The following is an 18,069-nucleotide window of genomic DNA, read 5'->3' as shown; positions in this document are numbered from 1 at the left end:
TGGCCACCGAATACCCCCGGCCGCTACTTGCCACTGGCCACATGTGGACGCGGTCTGAGTGTTGTGGGGTTGCGCGAGGTTTGTTAAGCTACCGAACTTAGAGACACAGTGCGCTGCCGCCGGAGGGGTCGGGGCGGGATCTGAACCAAGCGAGAGTTCGGTGATCGAACGATGGAAGCTGCCTCGTCCCGGCCGCGGGAGGTCATCGGGATCGACGTCGGAGGGACCAAGACCCATCTGGCGCTGGGGCTCGGCGGCACCGTCGTCAAGGAATGGACCGTCAGTACGCCGTCTTGGCGGACCCACTCGCTGGACCACAACGCCGTCGCTCTGCATCGCCTGATCCGCGACTGGCTGGGCGACGAGGCACTGAAACTTCCGTTGGTGGTCGGGGCACACGGCTGTGACAGCACTGAGCAGTGCGATGCGTTCTCAGCGGCGTTGCGCGGTTACTTCACCGGCGACGTCCTCGTGGTCAATGACGCGGAGTTGCTGGTTCCGGCGGCGTCGCGACGGGACGGCATCGGCCTGATCGCGGGTACCGGTTCGATCGCGGTCGCGCGGGTCAACGGCCAACTCGTCACGGCCGGCGGCTGGGGCTGGGTGCTCGGCGACGAAGGTGGGTCCGCCGGACTCGTCCGGGAAGCGACCCGCGCGGTACTCGGTCAACTGGATCGCGGCGAGCCGATCGATCCGCTCAGCCGGCGACTGCTCGCCTCCTTCGGCGTCGCGGACGGCGCGCAACTGGCCATGGCTGTCACCGACTCGACGTCCCCGGCCTGGCTCGGCGAACGATCGATTGAGATCTTCCAGGCCGCCGACGAAGGCTCGGCACTCGCCGGACTCGTGATACGGGAGGCAGGCCGGCAGTTGGCAGAGCTCGTCGATCGATTGATCGGCCGCGGTGTGGCGGCCGGTCAAGTCGTCGTGGGCGGCAGCGTGCTGCTCGGACAGCGCCGGCTGTACGAGACCTTCCTGAAAGCCCTCAGCGGGCGGCATCCGGACGTGGCCGTCCACGTCCTCGATCGAGCTCCGGTCTTCGGCGCTCTCGCCTTGGCGGACGACACGACTCATTCCTGAAGGGATCTCTATGGACTACTACCGCGCGGTCGCCAGTCAGCCCGTCGCGTTGGAGCGTTCGGCCGCCGCCGTACGGGCGCGCCTCCGCGAGCTCGACCTGGACGCGTGGCGGCACGGAACGTTCGGCATTGTGTCGATGGGAGCGAGTACGCACGCCGGCCACGCCATGGTCTTCCGGCTGGGCCGGGCCGGGCGTCGCGCGGTGAACCTGACCGCGTCGGATGTCGTCGCACTCGCGCCGTACGGACCAGCCGATTGCTACCTCTTCATCTCGGAGGGCGGCCGCAGCCGGGAGACGATCGAGGCCGCGGATCTCGCGCCGGTGGGCGTCCGGCTGGGACTGACGAACGTGCCGGACGGACCCCTGTCGACGCATGTGGATGCGGTCGTGGACCTGGCCGCGGGGGAGGACAGTCGGGTCTACACCGTCGGGTACACCACCACGCTGCAGGCATGCGGCCTGCTGGCCGATGCCTTGAGCAACCAAGGTGACGACTGGACTGGTCTGCCTGACCTGGTCTCGATGACGCTGGACGTCCTGGCTCCGAAGGCTGCAGAGGCGGCGGCTGTCTTCAGCCGCGCCACTTCGATCGATGTGGTCGGCGCCGGCGGTTCGTATGCCACGGCGGCCGAGGCGGCCCTGCTGCTGCGCGAGTCGACCCGCATCTGTACGGCGACGTACGAGACCTACCAATACCTCCACGGCCCGATGGAACCGCTGACCCCCGCGAACGCCTGCCTACTGATCGGCGACGGTCGCGAGGTGTCCCTCGCGCAGTATCTGGCCCGAGCCGGCATCCCGACCGTACTCGCGACGTCGGCACCAGTCGACGCGGAGCAGGGCCTCGTCGTGATGCCGTTGCCTCAGGCCCCAATCATGTCCCGCGCGGTGCTGGAGATCCTGCCGGCCCAGCTGCTGGCCGGAGAGGTCGCGCGGGCCCGTGGGCTGGCGATCGATAGCTTCCTCCACCACCAGGACGACACCAAGGTGCCCGCACTCGCACAACCGAGGAGCAGCAATGGCGAGCAGTCACCCGCTTGACCCGGTCTCGGCCGACGAGTTCCTGGCCGCGCGCGACGTACTCGAGAAGGCGGGTCTGCTGAGCCCCAGCACCCGCTTCGCCTACATGGGCCTGGACGAGCCGCCGAAACAGGACGTGCTCGAGGACGACGTGGTCGACCGGAGGGTACGGGCGTTCCTGATCGACGTGGCGACCGGAGAGCTCGCCGACGTGGTGGTCTCGGTCAGCCGGGGCGACTTGATCCGTCATCGAGCGCTGGATCCGAAAGCCGACGGGCAGGTCCCGATCCTCGACGAAGACTTCGCCCGGGTCGACGAGATCGTCCGCTCGGATCCACAGTGGCAGCAGGCGGTCGTGCGTCGCGGGATCACCGACCTGGCCACGGTTCGGGTCTGCCCGCTCACCGCCGGCTGGTACGGCCACCCGGGCGAGGAGGGCCGGCGGATCGTCCGGGTGCTCGCCTTTGTCCAGGAATCCGCGACGGATCTCGCGTGGGCGCATCCGATCGACGGATTGGCGGCGTACGTCGATCTGATCGAAGGGCGCGTGTACCAGCTGATCGACGAAGCCGACCTGCCTGTTCCGCCTGAGTCCGGGGTCTACCAAGGGCCGGAGCGGACCGGCCTGCGGCCGATCGAGATCACCCAGCCGGACGGGCCGAGCTTCCGCCTGGACGGGCACCTGCTGGAGTGGCAGAACTGGTCGCTGCGGATCGGTTTCGACGCCCGCGAAGGTCTGTCGCTGCACCAAATCAGCGTCGACGGCCGACCGGTGATCTACCGCGCCTCGATCCCCGAGATGGTCGTCCCGTACGGCGATCCCGGCCCGGCCCGCTACTTCCAGACCTACTTCGACAACGGCGAATACCTGATCGGGAAGTTCGCCAACTCACTCGAACTGGGCTGCGACTGCCTAGGGGAGATCGCCTATCTGGACGCCGTCGTCGCCGACGATCACGGCCGGCCGCGAACAATCCGGAACGCCATCTGCCTTCACGAGGAAGACTTCGGCATCCTCTGGAAGCACACCGACATCTTCAACGGTTCGTCCCAGACCCGCCGCCAGCGCCGGCTGGTCATCTCCTTCTTCACCACCGTCGGCAACTACGACTACGGCTACTACTGGTACCTCTACCTCGACGGAACCATCGAGTTCGAGGTCAAGCTCACCGGCGTCATCTGGACCTCCAGCTACCCGGGGAAGGACTATCCGTACGCCACCGAGGTCGCTCCGGGCCTCGGCGCGCCAGCTCATCAGCACCTGTTCAGCGCGCGGCTGGACATGATGGTCGATGGGCTGACGAACGCGGTCGAGGAGGTTGACCTCCACGGTCAGCCGATCGGCCCCGGCAACCCCTACGGCAACGCGCTGATCCGGACGAGCACCCGGCTGACAACTGAGGACGGCCGGCTGGCCGACGCAGACCGCGGCCGGGTGTGGCGGATCCTCAATCCCCAGCAGAGCAACAGGCTCGGTCAGCCGGTCGCGTACGTGCTGCATCCCCAGCCCGCGCCACTGCTACTCGCCGCCGAAGGTTCGACGCTGTTCCAACGCGCCGGATTCGCCACCCGCCACCTTTGGGTCACTCAGTACGACGCGGCGGAACGCTACCCAGCGGGTGATTTCGTCAACCAGCATCCCGGTGGCGACGGGCTTCCGCGGTACGTCGAGGCCGCCGAGGACGTCGATGGCACGGACATCGTGGTCTGGCACACCTTCGGGCCGACGCATTTCCCGCGGCCGGAGGACTGGCCGGTGATGCCCGTCGAACGGTGTGGCTTCACGCTCAAGCCAGCCGGCTTCTTCGACCGCAACCCGACCCTCGACGTCCCGGCGCCGGCACACTGCCACCACGCCGGCTGACGGTCAGGTGAGGCGGTCGAGGGCGCGGGTGATGGCGAGATGAACGGCCCCGAGCACGGTCGCGTGTTCGCCCAGCGCGCCCACGGTGATCTCGGTGTCCCACGCGAGCGACGTCGTCGCCCGTCGTACCCCGGGAAGAAGGAGCTGGTTCTGCCCCACGCCGCCGCCGAGCACGACGAGCCCGGGGTCGAGAACACTCATCACACCGACCGCCAGGCGGCCGATGTCGGTGGCGTGTTGATCGACAAGCCGGCGCGCGGTCGAATGCCCGCGGGCCGCGGCTTCGAACAGAGCCTCCGGATCCTTCGGCACCGGACCGCTGCTGTCCGTCCAGGCGTCCGCGCACCGGGCCATCAGCGCCTCGGAACCGAGATACTCCTCGAGACCGGCGCGGGCCGGCTGCTCGTCCGGCGACCAGGGGAACGGCATCATCGCCACCTCGCCGGAGGCGCCATGCGCGCCGTGCATCAGCTTCCCGTCGACCACGATGCCGAGGCCGATCTTCACGCCCACCTGGAGATACACGAAGGTGTCCTGGTTCTGCGCGGCGCCGAGCCGGTGCTCGGCGATGGCGGCGCAGTTGACGTTGTTCTCCACGATGACCGGTACGTCGGCCGGGACGGGGAGAGCGGCGGCAAGCTGCTCCACGCCATCGGGTTGCAGACCGCTGGTGTTGGCGGTCGACGGCTTCGAGGATGGCTTGGTCGGTGCGGCGACCACGACGTCGCGCAACGGTCCATGGCCGTCGCCAACCTCGGCGAGCAGCTTCTCGCAGAGCTCGGTCGTGGTGGCGACCGCCGCTTCGGTGACGTTGCGCCGGCGCGCCGAGACGCGCTCCTCACGAGCGGCGATCTGCTCTCCGTCCAGCGAGTGCGCGACCACCCTCGCGCGGGTCGCGCCGACCTCCACTCCCAGAACATGGCCGGCGCCGGGCGCGAGCGAGTAGAGCGCGGCGCTGCGACCGGTGGCACCGCGCGACGAGCCACTGCTGCCGACCAGATTCAGCCTCATCAACTCAGGCATCACCGCCGACATCGTCGGCCGCGACAGGCCCAGGATCTTGGCCAGCTGAGGCCGGGTCGCCGGCCCGTGGGTCGCGAGTCGCCGGAGTACACCGCGGGAGCTGTCCGGCAGGTCCAGTCGGCTCGGGGGCGTCGGCTCTGGGTTCACGGCAGGCTCCTGACATCGCACGTTTCGTCACGCAGTGACGGTTCATGTTAACGCAACCTGAGGCAGTTGCTGCGACTGGTTGAGTTTGTTAAGCTACCGAACACTAGAGGGAGGGTCGCCATGAGGACCGGTGTGTTCCTGGACTGTCTCCGCGGCTGGGCGCTCGACGACGCGCTGAGCTTCCTGGCCCAGCACAACGTGCAGTGCCTGGAAGTCGGCACCTTCGGCGAGTACGTCGCCTTCGAATACCGGCTGGACGATCTACTGGCCGACGGACGGCAACGCAAGGAGCTGCTGAACCGCGTCGAGGCGGCCGGTCTCGAGATCACTGCCTTCGGCTGCTACGGCAACCCACTCCATCCCGATGCCGGCCGGGCGCTTCGCCAGCAGAACCTGTTCACTAAGACGGTCGAGCTCGCGGCTCTGCTCGGCGTACCCACGGTCACCGAGTTCGCCGGCTGCCCTGGCGACTCCGAGCAGGCCCGGTTCCCGAACTGGATCTCCATCTTGGCGCTCGACGACTTCGCGAAGATCCTCGACTGGCAGTGGTCCGAACGCGTCCTGCCGTACTGGGAGCGAGCCGGGGCCTTCTGCGCCGACCACGACGTACAGGTCGCGCTGGAGTTGTATCCGGGCAGTGTCGTCTTCAACCCGAGCACGCTGCTCCGGCTCCGCGACGCGATCGGCCCGGTCGTCGGCGCGCTGGTGGATCCGAGCCACCTGTTCTGGCAGCAGATCGACGTACCGGGCGCGGTGCGGTATCTCGGCCCGGCCGTTCATCGCGTGCACATGAACGACAGTCAGCTCAGGACTCACCGGCTTGCCGAGGTGGGGGTGCTGAGCCCGGTGCCCGGCGCGGACTGGACGGAGCGTCCCTGGGTGCACCGCACCTTGGGCTTCGGCCACGGAGCCGAGTTCTGGAAGGACTTCGTCAGCAGCGTGGTGGAGATCGGCTACAGCGCGGATCTGTGCATCGAGCAGGGCGATCCGCTGTACGACGACGCGGACGGTATCGCCAAGGCGGCGGCGCTGATCCGATCCATCGCGCCCAGCAACTAACCGGAGAGACCATGCAGAACGAGCTGTGGCACAGGAGTTTGTTCGTCGATGGGCAGTTCCGCAGGCCGGCCGGCGACCTGACCATCGACGTACGGGACAAAGCGACGAATCAGGTGTTCGACACTGCCGGCCTGGCGGATCTGGCCGATGTCGACGAAGCGGTCGAATCGGCTGCAGCTGCTCAGCGGGATTGGGCCCAGCGGACGTACGCCGAACGCGCGGCCGTGCTGCGGCAAGTGGCTGCCGTGCTGGCTGATCGCGCGCCGTTCTTCCGCGAACTGCTCATCCGTGAGACGGGCTGTATCGGCGGGAAGGCGGACTACGAGATCGGCGCCGCCACGAGTGAGTTGCACGAAGCCGCCGGCCTGGCGTCGCGGCCGGTGGGCGAGGTGCTTCCGTCCAACCATGCCGGCAGATTCTCGGTGTCGGATCGCGTCCCGGTCGGAGTGGTCGGCGTCATGACGCCGTGGAACTTCCCGCTGGTGCTGGGCATGCGAGTGATCGCCCCGGCCTTGGCGCTGGGTAATGCCGTCGTACTAAAACCATCGCCCGAGACGCCGATCAGCGGCGGGCTCGCGATCGCGGAACTCTTCACCGCCGCGGGAGCCCCGGCCGGGATCTTCCAGGTGGTGCCGGGGGAGGAGAAGGTCGGCCGGCGGCTGGTCGAGCACCCTGCGGTCCCGATGATCCACTTCACCGGATCGACCAAGGTCGGACGGGAGATCGCCGCGGTCGCCGGCGGGCTGCTGAAGAAGGTGTCGCTCGAACTCGGCGGCAACAACGCGCTGATCGTCCTGGACGACGCCGACCTCGAGCAGGCCACGATGATCGGGGCCTGGTCGAGCTTCCACTACCAGGGACAGACGTGCATCACCGCTGGCCGGCACATCGTGCAGCGGGAGATAGCCGACGCGTACGTCGCCAGGCTCGCCGCCCGCGCCGACGCGATCACCGTGGGAGACCCACGCGACGAGACGGTCGGGATCGGGCCCATGATCAACCCCAGGCAACAGGCCAGGGCACAGGAGATGCTCGACGAGGCGGTCGCCGCGGGAGCTCGCGTCGTGACCACCGGCTCCGCTGCCGAGCCGTTCTTCCGGCCGGCCGTCGTGGTCGATGTGACCCGGCAGATGCGGTTGTGGACCGAGGAGATCTTCGCACCGATAGCGCCCGTACTCGCGGTCGACAGCGATGCCGAGGCATTGGAAGTGGCGAACGACAGCGGCTATGGCCTGGTCGATTCCGTACTCACGGCAGACCTCGCGCGCGGCCTCGCGATCGCCCGGAGCCTGTCCGCCGGCATGGTGCATCTCAACGACGCGACGCCTCAGGACGAAGCGCTGGCGCCGTTCGGTGGAATCGGGCAGTCGGGCCTCGGCGGACGCGCGGGCGGGGACTCCAACCTAGACGAGTTCACCGAACGCCGCTGGATGACAGTCGCTGCCGGTCCAGCGCACTACCCCTACTGATCATGGACTATCGGGCGCTCGGGCGATCCGGTCAGCTCGTCTCGGTGGTCGGCGTCGGGTGCCTCGACTTCGGCGGCAGGATGGACGTCGCCGCCAGCCGGGCTGTGGTGGACACCGCGATCGAACTCGGCGTCACACTCTTCGACACCGCGGACATCTACGGCCCGGACGGCGGCTCCGAACGCGTGCTGGGAGAGGTGCTGGCCGGCCGGCGCGACCAGGTCGTGATTGCGACGAAGTTCGGGCACCCGGGTGTCGACCTGGGGTTCGGGCCGGCCGCCGGTGCCAAGGGCGGCCGTGCGTACATCCGGCGCGCGGTCGAGGCGTCATTGCGCCGCCTGCGCACGGACTACATCGATCTTTACCAGATCCACATGCCCGATCCGGCGACGCCGATCCTGGAAACGCTGGCCGCTCTCAACGAGCTCGTTGCTGAGGGCAAGATTCGCTACCTCGGCCACTCGAACTTCGCGGGCTGGCGGCTGGCGGAGGCCAACCATGTCGCGCGCGAGAACGGGCTGACCCCGTTCGTCTCGGCGCAGAACAACTGGTCGCTGCTCGCCCGCGAGACAGAAGCCGAAGTCGTTCCCGCGGCCGAGCACTACGGCGTCGGCGTGCTGCCGTACTACCCGCTCGCCGAAGGGATGCTGACCGGCAAGGTACGACGCGGTACGCCGTTGCCCGATGGCACTCGGATCGCGGATCGCAGTCACCTCGTCACCGAGGAGCGTCTCGATCGGGTGGACAGGCTGACCAAGTGGTGCGAGGCGAACGGCCGGACCTTGCTGGAGGTGGCGATCGGATGGCTGGCCGCCCAGCCCACGGTCAGCTCGGTCATCGCCGGCGTGAAAACCCCGGGCCAGCTGCGGGCGAACGTACAGGCGGCCCGCTGGCGGCCCGAGGCGGCCGAACTGCAGGCGATCGACGACCTCACTTCCACTCACCGATAGCGCCATACGAAGTCTTGTCGGGCGGATCGGAAGTTTGTTAAGCTACCGAACATAGCGAGGTCAGGAGGGTCGGGATGCGTTATCTGGCACGGCGCTTCGCCTTCTACGTCGTCACGGCGTGGGCGGCGCTCACGCTGAACTTCCTGATCCCTCGGTTGATGCCCGGCGACCCGGTGCAGGCGCTGCTGTCCCGCTTCCGGGGACGGCTGGACCCGCGGGCGACGGAGGCATTGACGGCGATGTTCGGCCTGAACGACGAGTCCATGTGGTCGCAGTACCGCACCTACCTGGTGGATCTGACCAAGGGCGACTTCGGGCTGTCGTTCACCTTCTTTCCCACCCCGGTCTCGACGGTGATCCTGGACAGCCTGCTCTGGACGATCGTCCTGGTCGGTGTCTCGACGGTCGTCAGCTTCGCCGTCGGCACGCTGCTGGGGATCGTGGCCGGCTGGCGGCGCGGCACCCGGTGGGACCATTTGTTGCCGATCACCACGTTCTTCTCGTCGATCCCGTACTTCTGGTTCGGGCTGATCGTGCTGTTCGTGCTCAGCGGCGAGCTGCGCTTGTTCCCGCTCGCCGGCGGCTACTCGTCCTGGCTGTCGGTGGACTTCTCGTGGCCGTTCCTGTCCAGCGCGTTCAAGCACGCTGTACTGCCGGGGCTGACGATCGTGGTCGCCTCGGTGGCCGGCTGGCTGATCCCGATGCGGAACATGATGGTGACGACGATGTCGGACGACTACGTCGTACTCGCTGAGGCGAAAGGACTGTCGCCGCGCCGGGTGATGCTCAACTACGCGGCTCGCAACGCGATCCTGCCGTCGGTCGCGACCTTCACCATGTCCCTGGGCTTCGTCGTGGGTGGGGCGGTGCTGACCGAGATCGTCTTCTCCTATCCGGGCATCGGCAACACCTTGTACCAGGCCGTGATCAACGAGGACTTCCCGCTGATGCAGGGCATCTTCCTGATCATCACCTTCGTCGTGCTGCTGGCGAACTTCCTGGCCGATCTGGTTTACGTCTGGCTGGATCCGCGGACCCGGGTGGAGGCATAGATGGCCGTCCAGGCGGTGGCCGGCGCGACGCCGGAGCCGGCCGCTCGACCGGAGGCGGTGGCGGCCAGACGCTCGTGGTTTGCGGGATTGCGGTCGGCGAAGACGATCACCGGGCTGGCCATCCTCGGCGTGTTCGTCGTCGCGGGCGCCTTCGGCCCGATGGTGTGGCGGACGGATCCGTCCGCGTTGTCGGACGACGTACTCCAGCCGCCGTCCGGTGCACACTGGTTCGGCACCACCCAGACTGGTCAGGACATCTTCGCTCAAGTGCTGGTCGGCACCAGGGTGTCGTTGCTCGTTGGGGTGACCGCGGCCGTGATGGCGACCGTGTTGTCGCTCATTGTGGGGCTGACCGCAGGGTACGTCGGCGGTTTGACAGATGAGCTGCTGTCCGCGCTCGCCAATGTTTTCCTGGTGATTCCGGCGTTGCCGCTGGTGGTCGTACTGGCCGGGTATCTCCCCACCAGAGGCTCGCTGACGGTGGCTGTCGTGATCAGCCTGACCGGGTGGTCGTGGGGTGCGCGGATCCTGCGCGCGCAGACGCTGTCGATCCGGCGACGCGACTTCATCGAGGCCGCACGGGCGACGGGCGAGCGGCCGGCCCGCATCCTCCTTTTCGAGATCCTGCCGAACGAGATGGCGATCGTCGCGTCGAGCTTCCTGTTCACCATCGTCTTCGCGATCCTTACCCAGGCCGGGCTGGCGTTCCTGGGCCTGTCGGACGTCACCACCTGGTCGTGGGGCGGCATCCTTTACTGGGCGCAGAACAACCAGGCATTGCAGTCCGGCGCGTGGTGGTGGTTCGTCCCGCCCGGTCTGTGCATTGCCCTGATCGGTACGGCGCTCGCCTTCGTCAACTTCGGCATCGACGAGTACGTGAACCCTCGCCTGCGCGTCCGGGGTTTCCACCCGCGGAAGTCCCGGCGGGTACGGCGTACGGCTCCGAAGCAGGTCGTGCAGGACGCTGGAGCGGCGGGCGACGTACTGCTCGAGGTGACCGGCTTGCGGGTGGACTACGGCGACGGCCCGAACGCGGTGCACGCTGTCGACGGCGTCGATCTGGTGTTGCGGCGCGGTGAAGTGCTCGGCGTCGCCGGTGAGTCGGGTTCGGGCAAGTCCACGTTGGCCTACGCGATCACCCGGCTGCTGCGTCCGCCGGGGCAGGTCGTGGCTGGCGAGATCCGCTACTGGCCCACGAGCGCGGGGCCGGTCGATGTCCTGAAGATGTCCGACGCCGAATTGCGGGCCTTCCGGTGGGCGCAGCTGGCGATCGTGTTCCAGAGCGCCATGAACTCGCTGAACCCGGTGCTGAGACTGCGAGAGCAACTGGGCGACGCGCTGATCGACCACGGGCCGGGGATGACGCCCGGCCAACGGCAGAAGCGGATCGCCGAGGTCATGACGATGGTCGGCCTGCCGACGGACCGCGCCGATGCCTACCCGCACGAGTTGTCCGGCGGGATGCGGCAACGCGCGCTGATCGCGATGGCGCTGGTGCTGGAGCCCGACATCCTGGTGCTGGACGAGCCGACGACGGCGCTGGACGTCGTCGTACAACGCCAGATTCTGACGAAGATCATGAACCTGCGGGAGCAGCTCGGGTTCGCGGTCGTCTTCATCACGCACGATCTGTCGCTGCTGATCGAGGTGGCCGACCGGATCGCCGTCATGTACGCCGGCCGCATCATCGAGACGAGTACGGCGAAGCAGCTGTACGAAGCGCCGCGTCACCCCTACAGCGATGGCCTGCTGCATTCGTTCCCGCTGCTGCATGGACCACGCCGCGTGCTGACCGGTATCCCCGGCGCACCGCCGGACCTCCGCCTCCGATCCGCCGGCTGCGCCTTCCAGCCCCGCTGCACACAGGCCATGGCCGCCTGTACGACGACCATACCGTTGCTCTCGGCCACGAACTTGCCGACCGAGGCACCCGATCACCAGGTCGCGTGCCTGCTCTACCAGGACGGGGAGGGACGATGACGACCCAGTCCGATCAGCCGGTGCTGGAGGCGCGGGATCTGATCAAGCATTTTCCGGTGCATCGGCTCCGCCGGCGGCTGCGCGGCCGCGCGGAGGTTGTGCACGCCGTCGACGACGTCACGCTGACGCTGCGGTCCGGCGAGGTCACCGCCTTGGTGGGGGAGTCGGGGTCCGGCAAGTCCACGATCGCGCGATTGCTGGCCGGCCTCTACCCGGTCACGAGCGGAACCATCGAGATCGACGGCGCGACCGCGCGGGGAACTCGCGGCCGGCATTTCCGGGAGCACGTGCGCCGCGTTCAGTTGGTGTTCCAGGACCCGTTCGGATCGCTCAACCCGATTCACACCATCGCCTACCACCTCCGGCGACCGCTCAAGGTGCACGGTTACCCGACGACCCGGGCCGCCCTCGTCGAGCTGCTCGAACAGGTGAACCTCACGCCGGCCGAACAGTTCCTGACGAAGTTCCCGCACGAGCTGTCCGGCGGTCAGCTGCAGCGGATCGCCATCGCCCGCGCACTCGCGGCCAAACCCAAGGTGCTGCTGGCCGACGAGCCGGTCTCGATGCTCGACGTGTCGATTCGGCTCGGCATCCTCAACCTGCTCGCCGGGCTGGTCAAGTCCCTCGACCTGGCGATGCTCTACATCACGCACGACATCGCCTCCGCCCGCTATTTCGCCAGTACGACGCTGGTCATGTACGCCGGCCGGGTCATCGAGGGCGGACCGTCGGAGGAACTCGTCCAGCAACCCGCGCATCCCTACACGCGGCTGCTGCTCGAGTCCGCACCCGATCCGGACCGGGCCGGCACCGGTCCGGATCTGCTCGACGCCGGGGAGCCGCCGAGTCTGGTCGATCCTCCCGCCGGCTGCCGATTCCATCCCCGCTGTCCACACGCGATGGACATCTGCCGCACCGAGGCGCCCGGCACAACCGAGCTGCGTCCCGGCCACTGGACGAAGTGCTGGCTGTACAGCGCAAGCACCGAGCCCGTCCCTGCACGCTGAACCACCCAGGCAAGGAGTGCCTGCAATGAACATCCGACGATGGAGAACGATCGCCTGTCTTGCGACCGCCGTCGCGCTCGCTCTGGGCGCCGCCGCGTGCACGGAGGAGGCGCCGGCCGCCAAAGCTGGTGAGCTGCCAGTCCTCGAGATCACCGGGACCGGCGGGGGCCCGGCGGCCAACTTCAACCCGTTCCTGCCCACCAGTGCGCTGAACGCCTACAGCGCGGTCAACATGATCTACGAGCCGCTGGTGCAGTTCAACATTCTCAAGGAGGGCAGCACGTATCCCTGGCTCGCGACGGCCTGGACGTGGGCGGACGGGGACAAGACGCTCACCTTCAAGCTCCGCGAGGGCGTCACCTGGACCGACGGCCAGCCCTTCACCAGCGCCGATGTCGTCTTCACCTTCGCGCTGCTGAAGAAGTACGCCGCCCTGAACGTCAACGGCATCGACTTCCAGCAGGTCAAGGCCCCCGACGAGCACACCGTGGTGATGACGTTCGCCAAACCGGCGTACACGCAGCTGTACGCCGTCGCCGGTCTGACCCCGATCGTCTCCAAGCATGTGTGGGAAGCGGTGCCGGATCCGACCAAGTTCCTGGACCCGAAGCCGGTCGGCACGGGGCCCTTTGTCTACAAGTCCTACAACCCGCAGCTGCTGGTGCTGACGAAGAACGACAAGTTCTGGCAGGCGGGCAAACCCGAGGTGCAGGAGCTGCGCTACCACGGTTTGAGCTTCGAGACAGCCGGCATTCAGTTGCTCTCCGGTGAGCTCGACTGGGCCGACTACTTCTTCACCACCGGCAGCAACAAGGAATTCGTCAACAAGAACAAGGACAACCACTTCTGGTATCCACCGACCGGCGTCGTCTCCTTGGTCCCGAACCACACGGTCTGGCCGTTGAGCGAGCTGCCGGTCCGGCAAGCGATCAGCGCGGCACTGAACCGGCAGCAGATCTGCGATCTCGGTCAGTACACCTTCAACCCACCGGTGAAGACGCCCACCGGCCTGCTGCTGCCCAACTACGATTCGGCGCTCGACCCGAAGTACAAGGGACTCGAGATCGTCGAGGACAAGGCCAAGGCGAAGCAGTTGCTCGAGCAGGACGGCTTCAAGCTGAACAAGTCCGGCGTGTACGAGAAGAACGGCCGCGCGCTGTCGCTGACGCTCACCGTTCCGTCCGGCTACAAGGACTGGATGAACAGCTCGGGGATCATTGCCCAGCAACTCAAGACGGTCGGTATCAGCGTCACCGTCAAGGGCGTGTCCGTCGACGACTGGTCGCAGCGTGTTGCCCAAGGCCACTATGACCTCACGTTGGGATCGTCCAACACCGGCGCCTCGCCGTTCGTGGCCTACCAGGGGTGGCTCGACTACAGCCAGTCCGGACCGGTCGGGCAGAACGCCAGGGCCAACGTCGAGCGCTTCAACGATCCGAAGACGCAGAAGCTGCTGGACGACTACGAGGCCGCGGGCACGGACGACGCGCGCCTGACGGCGTTGCGCGGCTTGCAGGGCGTCATGGTCGAGCAGACACCCATCATTCCGCTGGTCTATAGCGTGGACTGGGCGATGTACCGGTCGGCGAAGGTGACCGGGTGGCCGACCGAGGCCGACCCGTACGCGCCGGCTGCGCCGTACACGCCGGGTGCGGAGATCGTCGTACTGCGGCTGAAGCCGGTCCAGGGGTGACCATGCGGGTGACCGTCTGGAACGAGAACGTGCACGAGCGGCGGGACGAGAGTGTCCAGCGCGTGTACCCAGAGGGCATCCACGAGGTTGTTGCCGACGGCATCCGGGAGCTGGCCCCGGATGCCGTCGTCAGCACCGCGACGCTCGACCAGCCCGGCCAGGGCCTGCCGGACGACGTACTCCAGTCGACGGACGTCCTGGTCTGGTGGTCGCACATCGCCAACGATCAACTGGACGACGAGGTCGCCGATCGGGTCATCGCCCGGGTAGAGCGCGGGATGGGATTGGTGTTGCTGCATTCCGCGCTCTACTCCAAGGTCAGTCTCGAGCTCCTCGGCACGAGTTGTGCCCTCGACCGCTGGGCGCCCGACAACGAACAGCGAGTCTGGACGGTGAAGGCAGGGCATCCCGTCACCGCCGGAGTGCCGAACCCGATCGTCATCCCGGCGGACGAGTTGTACGCCGAGCCGTGCGATCTGCCGGAACCGGATGAGCTGGTCTTCATCAGCTCCTACAGCGGCGGTGCCGTGTTCCGCAGCGGTTGCTGCTTCCGCCGGGGTGCCGGAAGGATCTTCTACTTCAGCCCCGGCGATCAGCAGTACCCGGTGTACCGGCAGGCCGAGGTACGCCGGGTGATCGCCAACGCGGTCGGCTGGGCCGCACCGCACATCCTGCTCACGACAGCATCGGAGGAACGCCTATGAAGGATCTTCGAGTCGCCCTGATCGGTGTGGACCATTGGTACTCGGCGCTTCCCTTGGCGGACGGAGCAGGATCACGCGAGTGGCTCGAGCTGGCCGGCGTCTGGGACGCTGATCCTGCGCGGGCAGCGGAAGTGGCCGGCAAGTACGGCGTTCCGCGGGTCGAAGCGGATTGGCGGACCCTGGTGGACGACCCGGGCATCGACGCGGTGATGAGCTTCGTCAGCCCGGAGCTGAACCACGCGGTGTGCCTGGCCGCTGCCAAGGCAGGCAAGCACATCGTCGCCAACAAGCCATTGGCCTTGCGCCTGCAGGATGCCTCGGAGGTCGTCGCGGCCGTGCATGACTCCGGTGTGCACTTCCTCCCGGCCGAGTCCCGGCAACGGCTGGGGCCGGGCTGGCAGTTCGTCCGCGAATGGCTGTCCGACGGCCGGCTCACCAGCGCTTCGATGACGATCTGGGCAGGGCTGCCCAGCCGATGGTCGGGTGATCCCGATCCGGGGTGGTTCGCCGATCCGGCCCGCACGCTTGGCGGTGGCTGGATCGACCATGCGATCTACCAGATCGACGTACTGCGATGGTTGCTCGGTGAGGAGGTGGTTGCGATCACCGGGCAGACGGCCAACCACCGGCATCAACTCGGTGTCGAGGACTACGGCGTGGCAACTGTGACGTTCTCCGGTGGTGCGGTGGCGACGCTGGAGGACACCTGGACAGCTCCGGATGGTGGATTCCAGTCCAGCTACACCTTGGTCGGCAGCCCCGGAGCGCTGCGGATGGACGGCATCCTCGGGCGCCTCCTGGTCCATGGGGAGAGCGGGTGGGCGGAGGTGTCGCCGCCGGCGAAGCATGACCAGGCCGCGGACCTGGACCACTGGGGTGCTGTCATCAGCGGAGACGTGGAACCGGTGGCTACCGTTGACGATGCCTGGCACAACCTCGCCGCGTGTATCGCGTTCTACGAATCGGTCCGCGAAGGCCGGAGCATCCGGCCGCAGGAGGAGCCGGCATGAGCTTGCGACTCGGGGTGCTCGGAGCCGGGATGATCGCCAGCGGGGCAGTGGGATTCCTGCCCAATCTGAAGGCGATCCGGGACAAGGTCGAGGTCGTCGCGATCGCGGACGTCGTACCTGGGCTGGCCTCGGCAGTCGCTACCACGTTCGGCATCCCGGCGGCGTTCACGAGTCTGGACGCCATGCTGGCCGGGGCTGCGATGGACGCCGTACTGAATCTGACGCCGATCCCGGCGCATGGTGAGACGTGTCTCCGGATTCTTGCGGCGGGCAAGCATCTGGCCACCGAGAAGCCGCTCGCCACCACGATGGACGATGCGGACCGGATCTGTGAGCTGGCGCAGGAGCGCGGCCTGACTGTGGTCTGTGCGCCGTACAACATGCTCTACCCGGACCGTGCGGAAGCGCGTCGGCTGGTGCGCGAAGGGGCCATCGGCAAGGTTGCGTTTGCGCGCGTTCGGTCCTCGCACGGTGGACCTGCGTCCGGCGCCTGGCCGGCCGACCCGAGCTGGTTCTACCAGAAGGGCGCCGGGCCGTTGTTCGACATGGGCGTCTACGGAATCCACGAGATCACCGGGATCCTCGGTCCGGCACAGCGCGTGGTCGCCTTCGCCGGTATCACCGAGCCCACCCGGACAGTCCGCGGCGGGCCGTTCCAGGGGAAGACGATCGACGTCACCGCGGACGACAACGTGCTGATGATGCTGGACTTCGGTGCGTCCACCTTCGCGGTCGTCGACGGCACGTTCAACGTGAACGCCGGCCGCGGTCCGAAGCTGGAGATCTTCGGCCGGGAAGGAACCATCAACCTCAGCGGCCGGCCGTTCGGCGGCGAAGGACCGGTGCTGGAGATCTTCCAGGTCGACGCGCCGGGGTGGGTCACTCCCGAGCTCCCGGATGGCGACGCGGTGCTGGCGCTGCACCGGGCGGTTCTCGTCGACCATCTTGCCGACTGCGTGCGTACGGGCGCTCAGCCGGTGCTGAATCTCGAGCACGCACGTCATGTCCTGGAGATCATGCTCAAGGCCGACGAGTCGGCGAGCAGCGGTCGAGCGATGGAGCTCAGTACGACGTTCTCCCTGCCGGACGGGTGCGAATGAAGCGTCCGATCGCGGTCCAGCTCTGGTCGGTCTACGCACTGGCGGAGGAGGACTTTCCCGGCGTACTGCGGCAGATCAGCGAGATCGGGTACCTCGCCGTCGAGACGTTCGGCCTGCATGGGCTGAAACCCGCGGTGGTGCGACGCATGCTCGACGACCTCGGGCTCGGACTCTGCAGTGCTCACGCACCTTTCCCCGCGGGGCCGGAGGCGGAGCGGATCCTCGATGAGCAGAGCGAGCTCGGCGCGCCCGTACTTGCGTGGAGCCTCGAGCCGGAGGAGTTCGCCACTGAAGACAGCATCGCCCGTGGTGTCGAGCGAGTGAACATCGCCGCGGCCAACGCACGCGGCCGCGGTATGCGCATCGCGTACCACAACCACTCGGCCGAGTTCACGCAGCTGGCCGACGGGAGACGCGCGTACGACGTCCTGCTGGACCAGCTGGACCCAGGTGTCCTGGTGGAGCTCGACATGTACTGGGTCCAGTTGGCCGGTGTCGATCCGGCGGCTGTGGTGCGCGACCTGGGCGAGCGGGTTCGCTTCCTGCACGTCAAGGACGGCCCGGCGAAGTCCTCCGAGGACGCGATGGTCGCCGTAGGCCAAGGCAGCCTGGACATCCCAGCCGTCCTGGCCGCGAACCCGGCCGTGGAGTGGCACATCGTCGAGCTGGACCGCTGCGACACCGACATCATGCTCGCCTTGCGGGACAGCTACGACTACCTGATCGGCAACGGCCTCTCCACCGGCACCCGAGCCGCGCCGCATTGACTGTGGAGGTTTTTGGTGTCGACGGTGGAGGGTTTTCGCGAAATGGAGCCTGTTGCAGAATTCCCCAGCGTCCGAGCTTGGTGGGGACGGACCGAGGGACGTACGCCGAATCCGCAGGCCGAGTGGAGCGCGAGCGCCGCATC

Annotated in this window: 15 protein-coding genes; 14 read left to right on the top strand and 1 reads right to left on the bottom strand. The window is 67.5% G+C overall.

What is annotated here, in order from left to right; all coding sequences use genetic code 11:
- Positions 1-171 precede the first annotated feature (171 nt).
- The 3 genes from EV646_RS08490 to EV646_RS08480 are packed head-to-tail and all read left to right on the top strand — an operon-like array spanning position 172 to position 3,965.
- Positions 172-1,080, top strand: a complete 909-nt coding sequence (locus EV646_RS08490; RefSeq protein ID WP_132145741.1) for an N-acetylglucosamine kinase — start codon at positions 172-174, stop codon at positions 1,078-1,080.
- Between the two features lie 10 nt (positions 1,081-1,090).
- Positions 1,091-2,122 (top strand): SIS domain-containing protein, encoded by a 1,032-nt coding sequence (locus EV646_RS08485; protein WP_132145739.1) that lies wholly within the window; start codon positions 1,091-1,093, stop codon positions 2,120-2,122.
- Positions 2,100-3,965, top strand: coding sequence for a primary-amine oxidase (locus EV646_RS08480; RefSeq protein WP_132145737.1), 1,866 nt, complete (start codon positions 2,100-2,102; stop codon positions 3,963-3,965). Before EV646_RS08485 ends, EV646_RS08480 begins: the two co-directional genes overlap by 23 nt.
- Positions 3,966-3,968: 3 nt before the next feature.
- Here the strand turns inward: EV646_RS08480 and EV646_RS08475 are convergent, their stop codons facing one another.
- The gene (locus tag EV646_RS08475) at positions 3,969-5,135 is read right to left on the bottom strand and encodes an ROK family transcriptional regulator (RefSeq protein WP_132145735.1); all 1,167 of its coding nucleotides are present in this window, start codon (positions 5,133-5,135) and stop codon (positions 3,969-3,971) included.
- A 120-nt stretch (positions 5,136-5,255) separates the two neighbouring features.
- On the opposite strand from EV646_RS08475, the gene EV646_RS08470 reads away from it, so the two are divergent.
- The 11 genes from EV646_RS08470 (at position 5,256) to EV646_RS08420 (ending at position 17,926) form a co-directional block, all read left to right on the top strand.
- Positions 5,256-6,194 (top strand): sugar phosphate isomerase/epimerase family protein, encoded by a 939-nt coding sequence (locus EV646_RS08470; protein ID WP_132145733.1) that lies wholly within the window; start codon positions 5,256-5,258, stop codon positions 6,192-6,194.
- 11 nt (positions 6,195-6,205) lie between these two features.
- A complete protein-coding gene (locus EV646_RS08465) occupies positions 6,206-7,663 on the top strand; it encodes an aldehyde dehydrogenase family protein (protein ID WP_132145731.1) in 1,458 nt (485 codons plus the stop codon).
- Positions 7,664-7,665: 2 nt separating this feature from the next.
- Positions 7,666-8,613: an aldo/keto reductase gene (locus EV646_RS08460; protein WP_132145729.1), complete on the top strand. Its 948-nt coding sequence runs from the start codon at positions 7,666-7,668 to the stop codon at positions 8,611-8,613.
- Between the two features lie 74 nt (positions 8,614-8,687).
- Positions 8,688-9,665, top strand: coding sequence for an ABC transporter permease (locus EV646_RS08455; RefSeq protein WP_132145727.1), 978 nt, complete (start codon positions 8,688-8,690; stop codon positions 9,663-9,665).
- Positions 9,666-11,645 carry a dipeptide/oligopeptide/nickel ABC transporter permease/ATP-binding protein gene (locus tag EV646_RS08450; RefSeq protein ID WP_132145725.1) on the top strand — a complete coding sequence of 660 codons (1,980 nt, stop codon included), beginning with the start codon at positions 9,666-9,668 and terminating at the stop codon, positions 11,643-11,645.
- Positions 11,642-12,652: an ABC transporter ATP-binding protein gene (locus EV646_RS08445; RefSeq protein ID WP_132145723.1), complete on the top strand. Its 1,011-nt coding sequence runs from the start codon at positions 11,642-11,644 to the stop codon at positions 12,650-12,652. The genes EV646_RS08450 and EV646_RS08445 overlap by 4 nt, the downstream gene beginning before the upstream one ends.
- A 25-nt stretch (positions 12,653-12,677) precedes the next feature.
- The gene (locus EV646_RS08440; RefSeq protein ID WP_132145721.1) at positions 12,678-14,345 is read left to right on the top strand and encodes an ABC transporter substrate-binding protein; all 1,668 of its coding nucleotides are present in this window, start codon (positions 12,678-12,680) and stop codon (positions 14,343-14,345) included.
- 2 nt (positions 14,346-14,347) lie between these two features.
- On the top strand, positions 14,348-15,049 hold the full coding sequence (locus EV646_RS08435) for a ThuA domain-containing protein (RefSeq protein WP_132146134.1): 702 nt from the start codon (positions 14,348-14,350) through the stop codon (positions 15,047-15,049).
- Entirely contained in the window at positions 15,046-16,059 is a 1,014-nt protein-coding gene (locus EV646_RS08430; protein ID WP_132145719.1) for a Gfo/Idh/MocA family protein, read from the top strand. The genes EV646_RS08435 and EV646_RS08430 overlap by 4 nt, the downstream gene beginning before the upstream one ends.
- Complete coding sequence (locus EV646_RS08425; RefSeq protein WP_132145717.1) at positions 16,056-17,159, top strand: Gfo/Idh/MocA family protein; 1,104 nt, start codon at positions 16,056-16,058, stop codon at positions 17,157-17,159. The genes EV646_RS08430 and EV646_RS08425 overlap by 4 nt, the downstream gene beginning before the upstream one ends.
- Entirely contained in the window at positions 17,156-17,926 is a 771-nt protein-coding gene (locus tag EV646_RS08420) for a sugar phosphate isomerase/epimerase family protein (protein ID WP_132145715.1), read from the top strand. Before EV646_RS08425 ends, EV646_RS08420 begins: the two co-directional genes overlap by 4 nt.
- The last annotated feature ends 143 nt before the right edge of the window (positions 17,927-18,069 follow it).

Source organism: Kribbella antiqua, from assembly GCF_004345665.1.
GTDB classification, from domain to species: domain Bacteria; phylum Actinomycetota; class Actinomycetes; order Propionibacteriales; family Kribbellaceae; genus Kribbella; species Kribbella antiqua.
Note: the sequence above shows the minus strand (reverse complement) of the source record. Positions and strands in the feature narration are given on the sequence as shown.

Excerpts from the sequence above, each read along its gene's own strand:
- EV646_RS08470 (WP_132145733.1), top strand. The coding sequence starts at position 5,256 with ATGAGGACCGGTGTGTTCCTGGACTGTCTCCGCGGCTGGGCGCTCGAC.
- EV646_RS08455 (WP_132145727.1), top strand. The coding sequence starts at position 8,688 with ATGCGTTATCTGGCACGGCGCTTCGCCTTCTACGTCGTCACGGCGTGG.
- EV646_RS08485 (WP_132145739.1), top strand. The coding sequence starts at position 1,091 with ATGGACTACTACCGCGCGGTCGCCAGTCAGCCCGTCGCGTTGGAGCGT.
- EV646_RS08430 (WP_132145719.1), top strand. The coding sequence starts at position 15,046 with ATGAAGGATCTTCGAGTCGCCCTGATCGGTGTGGACCATTGGTACTCG.
- EV646_RS08460 (WP_132145729.1), top strand. The coding sequence starts at position 7,666 with ATGGACTATCGGGCGCTCGGGCGATCCGGTCAGCTCGTCTCGGTGGTC.
- EV646_RS08480 (WP_132145737.1), top strand. The coding sequence starts at position 2,100 with ATGGCGAGCAGTCACCCGCTTGACCCGGTCTCGGCCGACGAGTTCCTG.
- EV646_RS08490 (WP_132145741.1), top strand. The coding sequence starts at position 172 with ATGGAAGCTGCCTCGTCCCGGCCGCGGGAGGTCATCGGGATCGACGTC.
- EV646_RS08435 (WP_132146134.1), top strand. The coding sequence starts at position 14,348 with ATGCGGGTGACCGTCTGGAACGAGAACGTGCACGAGCGGCGGGACGAG.
- EV646_RS08445 (WP_132145723.1), top strand. The coding sequence starts at position 11,642 with ATGACGACCCAGTCCGATCAGCCGGTGCTGGAGGCGCGGGATCTGATC.
- EV646_RS08425 (WP_132145717.1), top strand. The coding sequence starts at position 16,056 with ATGAGCTTGCGACTCGGGGTGCTCGGAGCCGGGATGATCGCCAGCGGG.
- EV646_RS08440 (WP_132145721.1), top strand. The coding sequence starts at position 12,678 with ATGAACATCCGACGATGGAGAACGATCGCCTGTCTTGCGACCGCCGTC.
- EV646_RS08420 (WP_132145715.1), top strand. The coding sequence starts at position 17,156 with ATGAAGCGTCCGATCGCGGTCCAGCTCTGGTCGGTCTACGCACTGGCG.
- EV646_RS08450 (WP_132145725.1), top strand. The coding sequence starts at position 9,666 with ATGGCCGTCCAGGCGGTGGCCGGCGCGACGCCGGAGCCGGCCGCTCGA.
- EV646_RS08465 (WP_132145731.1), top strand. The coding sequence starts at position 6,206 with ATGCAGAACGAGCTGTGGCACAGGAGTTTGTTCGTCGATGGGCAGTTC.